At 40.4% G+C, this 4,787-nt stretch carries 4 protein-coding genes; 2 read left to right on the forward strand and 2 right to left on the reverse strand.

Features of this window, described 5'->3' with window-relative positions:
* Positions 1-801 precede the first annotated feature (801 nt).
* The gene (locus BWI93_RS01810) at positions 802-1,743 is read right to left on the reverse strand and encodes a glycoside hydrolase family 43 protein (RefSeq protein ID WP_217902210.1); all 942 of its coding nucleotides are present in this window, start codon (positions 1,741-1,743) and stop codon (positions 802-804) included.
* A 564-nt stretch (positions 1,744-2,307) separates the two neighbouring features.
* The gene (locus tag BWI93_RS01815) at positions 2,308-2,910 is read right to left on the reverse strand and encodes a master DNA invertase Mpi family serine-type recombinase (protein WP_094808463.1); all 603 of its coding nucleotides are present in this window, start codon (positions 2,908-2,910) and stop codon (positions 2,308-2,310) included.
* A 104-nt stretch (positions 2,911-3,014) separates the two neighbouring features.
* Here BWI93_RS01815 and BWI93_RS29335 point away from each other — a divergent pair, with 104 nt between their 5' ends.
* Both BWI93_RS29335 and BWI93_RS01825 read left to right on the forward strand, forming a co-directional pair.
* Entirely contained in the window at positions 3,015-3,299 is a 285-nt protein-coding gene (locus BWI93_RS29335; protein WP_094808464.1) for a hypothetical protein, read from the forward strand.
* A 1,155-nt stretch (positions 3,300-4,454) separates the two neighbouring features.
* Entirely contained in the window at positions 4,455-4,748 is a 294-nt protein-coding gene (locus BWI93_RS01825) for a hypothetical protein (protein WP_094808465.1), read from the forward strand.
* The last annotated feature ends 39 nt before the right edge of the window (positions 4,749-4,787 follow it).

The raw sequence follows: 4,787 nt of genomic DNA on the forward strand, positions 1-4,787 counted from the left end.
TCCAGAGGCAAAAAGGGAAAATTGACCTTTCAGGGTTTTACTCAACATACAAACACTTATATAACAGCCTAGTATACACACGTTAACTAATAAATCGAATCAACCTTTATGAAGCATTTCTTATTACTTCTTTTGTTGTCGAGCTTATTGTCGTGCTCTGACAAATCCAGAGAAAACGTGGACCCTGCCTATGAGTACGAGATCAACGAGCGTTCTCTCATACTCAAGGATTTATTCGATGATCCTGAACCTTACACTGTTGAATTTTACAAAGCTGATAGAAATACTACTTCTCCAAGGCTAATAATCCGTTGTCTAAACACAGAAGTAGACATGAGAAAGCCCTATGCGATGGCGAAGGATAGTTCCTTCCACGTTTACTACTGGAGAGGATATACTTTTGACCGAGATAATGACTTGATGAAGATCTACTTTTCACCCGAATCAAAGTAAAAGGCCGTTATAACCTTTTACAAACGACCATATAAGACATATAAAATTTCTGTCCAAGCCTTTTTAAGCGGAAATTTTACCAGTCAAGAGGCATTCATGATCCTTTCAAACACCGATCTGGCTACAACTCCAGCCCCTTCTATCTAGCCAGGCAGCTAGTGGCTGTCTTTGTCCCACACAGCCATAGTTTTACCATCAAAATAAGGCTTTGCGAGTGGGCGTGCCGGGGATGACGAATGACTGGATTTCCCGCCAGCAATAGGTTTAAGAGCTTTCAACTAGCTTTCCTCTCCTGGACAACCCCTCCTTACTTTTCGGCCATTACCGGGACTATGACCGCATCCCCTTTTACGCTAAACTGATACACTCCGGCTTTTTTATCCCATTGTTTGACGACGGGTACGATCCGCGTCCGACGGGGGCCGACTTTCTCGGATGAGTTATGAATGTGGTACACGTAATATAATTGCTTGTCGATTCCTTCAAACAAATCCCCATGCCGGAGCCATTTTCGCCAACGATCGATCGATGAATGATCGGGTTATTTTTATACTTTACCCAAGGCCCGTAAGGCGAATCGGCCACCGCATAGCCAATCGCATAATCAATATTCTGAAAATGGTTGGCCGAATAAAACAGGTAATACTTATTCTTCAATTTTATCACCGTAGGCCCTTCCATGATGGGTGCTGATTGATACTTAGGCGTTGCCTCCCAGGGCTCGGTCTGATTAAAACATCGTTTCAGGGTTTCGGCTTTGATGGTTCCGGTTTTCAGGTCGAACTCGGCCACATACAGGTAATTCCCCTGATCAAAGCGTACACTGTAGAGGTAGTATTTCCCATCGGTATCCTTAAAAATATAGGAATCGATATTTTTCTCAGAGCCATCAATCGGGCCCACTTCTTTTTGCCGGTACGGACCCAATAATGATGTTGACTGGGCCAATACGGTTTGTTCATCGGCGGTATACGTCAGATAATACAGGCCCTGATCGCTGAATAGTTGGGGTGCCCAGAAGCCCTTGCTGCCGAACGTATGGTCGCCTTTAGTCAGGATCATACCCAGCGAATCCGTGGCCTTCGCGGGTATCCTCCAGGTTTTCAGGTCTTTTGACTCTAACAAAGCAAACCCCTGCGGTCCCGCGTTTCCCCCTTGTGAACCGGTTAGGTAATACTTGCCTTTTTCCACATGGATGGTTACATCAGCAAAAAAAATCTCCTTCTTTTCCTGGGCAGATGCCTCCAGGGCAGCCAGTAAAAGCATCGAATACATTAGAATAGCTTTCATTTTTTGGATTACAGCTTCGTATAAATCATTGCCCCTCGAGTCGTTTTAAAACAGGTAAGTCCTTTTCCCCTTCAGCCGGTATCAATACACTTATGCTATCCATGGGTGAACCATCCAGCACCACGCTTCCGACTACTTCGGTTTGAATCCATCGTCGCTCTGAATGGACTTCTTTTATAGGCTTCTCCGTCAATGATCCGGCAAGAATACATGCTCATCTTATTAAAAATGAAGAGATGAGTGGAGTACTGGTTTGCCAAAATCCTGTTGTACAATCAATCCTTATGCAAACTCAGGGGTGAACAAAAGTATATCATTCTCTTGAAGGTGTATTTTGATTGGTAACTATTTACAGCAGTTTGTTTGTAAAATGCCATAAGTGCGAATTGTTAGATCAGGAAGTCAAGATTCACATTGCAAAGCTCTGAGCCATAAGGCAACGTATACACTTTAAGAAAATATTATAGTAGTACTACCCTATTTACTAGAACATGGAGTCAGAAAAATTGAGTTTAAAGACATCAAACAATCTTTGTTTTTAAAAAATTGCTTGATGCTAAATACTTAACTCTTCAGACCATGCTGAATAGCATAGCTAGATACAGTCAATCGATGAACTCCAAGTATCCGAGCTATTGCACTATAAGAGACTTGTTTATCTAGTAACTCTCTAATTCTCTTATCCTGCCCGGTAAGTTTTGTCTTCGCTGACTTACTTCCTATCGGACGCCCTAGCACTACTCCTTCTGCTTTTTTGCGAGCCAAAGCTTCCTTTGTTCGCTGAGAGATCAGGTTTCGCTCAATTTCAGCAGATAAGCCAAAGGCAAAAGCTAATACCTTTGAGTTTATGTCGCTCCCGAGACGATAGTTATCCTTAATAGTCCAGACCTGGATATCTCGATTCATGCACTCATTCAGAATACCCATGATCATTAAGAGGTTACGACCAAGGCGGGAAAGCTCCGAACAAATCAATACATCCCCTTTTTTCATCTTTTTGAGTAGTTTGCCAAGTTTGCGATCCTCTAGCTTTTTTGATCCAGAGATTGTTTCTTCAATCCATTTGTCTATGACAAATACATTCTTATCACAAAATTGATTTAACTCATAGCGTTGGTTTTCAACGGTTTGCTTGTCTGTACTGACTCGGATGTATCCGTAGATCATTGATATCGAATTGATAAAATAAGAGAAAATTAAGATGTTTAATTTAAACCTAGTTTGTATAGATTAAAACTAAACATTTTCTTTAGACAATAAAGGAGCCTATTATGCTGACCAGTAAAAATGAGGGAGGCAGGCATACCTTCAATGGTCTATTGACTCATGTAGAGATGAAGCCTGCGGAACTACTACTTCAGGAGCCCCGTTTTTCTCTACACTTGCATGAAGCACAAATTTTGAGTGCCTGGTACATTACCATTGGTTCTACTGAGTGTTGGGAATTTTTCAATAACAAGGGTCATCTTGTTTTACAGCTACTTACGGTACATCCTATACAGCCCACTGCTTATTTATTATTCAATAAAAGTCAAGATATTAAAATAAATTCCTAGAAAATTTGCCCTATACGAAGCAAGATACCCCTCTAATTATCAACTACTTGCACTCTGACACTCCTGATCGAAGGAAAGATAGCTAGGGTCTTCCGTAATACGCCCCGCCACATGATATGCTTTTGCATAGACAAATAAAGGGTCCTCGGTTTTAAAGTGCTCATCAATATCAATGTCGGGAATTCCAAACGCAGTGACGCTTTCCATTTCAAAAATGGACACATAGCCGAACTAGTGCGATATCAGGATACATATACTTCAATTCCGTCGATATCCAAGTGGTTCTTCGAAAGGCATAAAGAGCTTGACTATCGGTATACGATCCCTGTCATTTCCATCTAAATCATTCTGTCCGTTGATCAGCATGAGTTTTCTTCCATCCTGTAAAAAAAGATCGGACATCCTCTACCTCCACTTTATAAAGTTTAAAAAGTTAAACGTACACCGTTAGAAAACGAACGGAGTAATATTTCAAAAATACTACAGGAATAATGAGCAATGGAGGTAATTACGGTAAATGGACTTCAAGTGATCTGCTTACTATTGCTAAAAACTTCCAAAATCAGAATAGTATGATCGGCTAACTCATGGGTCAGGCTGGGAGCTTTTTCGGGTCAGGCGTTAAGATTTCACGCCTGCGGACATTCCCTAACGCCCAATTACCGAATACCCAATAATCCGCTGCTTTCATCCCGCCCAATCCTTCCTAATTGTTTTACCAGGTATCAGTATCCCCTAAATTATAACTGGTTGAAACACGAATCTTTTCATGGTTATATTTTCTCAACACTCTGGTTGCATTCACGCCTTACAGAATAATCTAATAAACCCTACTAATAGTTATATCGACGCTTATTGCAAATCGATAATCAACGTTAAATAATAAATTAGAAACGCGATTTAGGTACTCATCTATTCACAAAATAAACTACGCTGTAAATAGCTATCATATATAAAAACAAATAAACAACAATCGATATAGTGCGAATAAAATCGGATGATTCTAGCTTTTATAAAATTTAAATATTTTATAAAACCAACTATAACTTTCAGGTATAAACTATAACGTAAAGTTATTTTAAAAGGTCTACACCCCCTATACATTTGTATCCGACTTAAGTCTAATCAATTTTTTAACTCTCAAATTCAAACCTAATGAAAGTAAAATTTCTTTTACCTGCTTTATTGATTCTTCCCCTGGGATTGTTTTCATTCAAGCCTTCTGATAACTCCACTTCTAACAAATTTGAAAACCTGGAGAAACTTGATTACGGTACACTTCAAGGTCAACAGGCGTTATTAACCGGAGCGGGCTTCATTGCACGCTCGTCTACGGTAACCCGTAATGCTGAAACTTCAACGGTATCACAGGAAGCCGTCGTAGCCAGTTTTGCTCAGCCAACCTCCAGCCAAGTGTCACTGGAAGCATTCGTTAAATCGCACGAATAACTGATTAAAGACAACCAGGAGTTTAAACTCCTGGTTGTC

It is taken from the genome of Siphonobacter sp. BAB-5385, from assembly GCF_002261125.1.
Taxonomy (GTDB): Bacteria; Bacteroidota; Bacteroidia; order Cytophagales; family Spirosomataceae; genus Siphonobacter.

Coding starts and splice junctions, on each gene's coding strand:
- BWI93_RS01815 (WP_094808463.1), bottom strand. CDS start 2,910: ATGATCTACGGATACATCCGAGTCAGTACAGACAAGCAAACCGTTGAA.
- BWI93_RS01825 (WP_094808465.1), top strand. CDS start 4,455: ATGAAAGTAAAATTTCTTTTACCTGCTTTATTGATTCTTCCCCTGGGA.
- BWI93_RS29335 (WP_094808464.1), top strand. CDS start 3,015: ATGCTGACCAGTAAAAATGAGGGAGGCAGGCATACCTTCAATGGTCTA.
- BWI93_RS01810 (WP_217902210.1), bottom strand. CDS start 1,743: ATGAAAGCTATTCTAATGTATTCGATGCTTTTACTGGCTGCCCTGGAG.